Genomic DNA, 1,247 nt, shown 5'->3' with positions numbered 1-1,247 from the left:
TGATCGGCCATGGCCTGCTCGGAGCGCTGTGCCTGGCTGGCTACCGCGCCGACCAGTCCGCTGAGCTGCGTGGTGGTGCCCGCGACCTGCTGTACCAGCGAATGGATCTTCTCGACGAAACGGTTGAAGGACATCGCCAGCTCACCCAGCTCGTCCTGGCTGGTGATCGGCAGGCGCTGGGTCAGGTCGCCATCACCCTGGGCCATGTCGTCCAGATTGCGCTTGATCAGCAGCAACGGACTGAGCAAGGCATTGCTCATGAAGACGGCCAGCAGCGCCATCAGCACCAGCAGCGCGAATGCCGACACCAGCATGATGGTCACCAGGCCATCGATGCGCTGCTGAAACTCATCCCGCGCGGCCTGCACGTCGCGCTCCACACCGTCGAGGTTCAACGAGGTACCGAATACCATCTTCCACTTCGGCAGGAATTCGGCATAACCCACCTTCGGCACCAGCTCGCTGCTGTTGCCCAGCACGAAGCTGTAATCGACATAGCGGCTACCGTCCTGTCCGGCCCGCACCAGTTCACGGATGGCATAGACCCCATTGGGATCGCGGTAGTCGTAGAAACTCTGGCCGATCTTGTCCTTGGTATTGCCCTGTAGAATGCGTACGGCCTGGGTGTCGTAGCCCCAGAAATAGCCGTCCTTGCCGTAGGACAGTCGTTCGAGAATGGCCACAGCCTGATCACGTGCCTGCATGTCGCCCTCGGCGGAGCGCTCGTAGATCGGGCCGATGGCATTGCGCGCCAGCTCGACGTAATGCTTGAGCTCGGCGCGGCGGTCCTGGATGAGGCTGTCGCGGGTGTGCGCCTCCTGCTGTTCGGCAAGGCTCTGCAATTCATACACCGCGATGCCGCTGAGCAGGATCGCAAGCAGCAGAATCGGGCCCAGCGTAAGCAGCAGCAACTTCATTCGCAGACGAAGATTGGAAAGCATGTGGTTCGATCCCGTAGGTACATTGAGAAGAAAAAATGCGACAGAAAACAGGCGCCACTTAAGCGTCTACGACCGCAGTGCTTTCTCGTTGTCGACCTCGGTGGTCTTTTCTTTACCTCCAAAGTAGCGAAACCCTGCCAGGCAGGGTTTCGCCAAGCCGCAGGCTAGAGCGGTTGATCAGATGCGGAACTGACCGACCAGACGCTGCAGCTGCTCGGCCAGGCCGTTCAGCTCCCGGGCCGTCTGCGCACCCTGGGCGGCATCGCTGGCCACACCATCCACCGCATCGGCGATGTGATGCACGCT

1 protein-coding gene is annotated in these 1,247 nt (G+C 60.9%); it reads right to left on the bottom strand.

The features are described from left to right. Positions 1-941: cache domain-containing protein (locus EA798_RS20465; RefSeq protein WP_122100119.1), on the bottom strand; the 941-nt coding region annotated here is incomplete at its 3' end. Positions 942-1,247 lie beyond the last annotated feature (306 nt).

Source organism: Pseudomonas songnenensis (genome assembly GCF_003696315.1).
GTDB classification, from domain to species: Bacteria; Pseudomonadota; Gammaproteobacteria; order Pseudomonadales; family Pseudomonadaceae; genus Stutzerimonas; species Stutzerimonas songnenensis.
The sequence above is the reverse complement of the archived record's forward strand: the minus strand, read 5'-3'. Positions and strand labels throughout refer to the sequence as shown.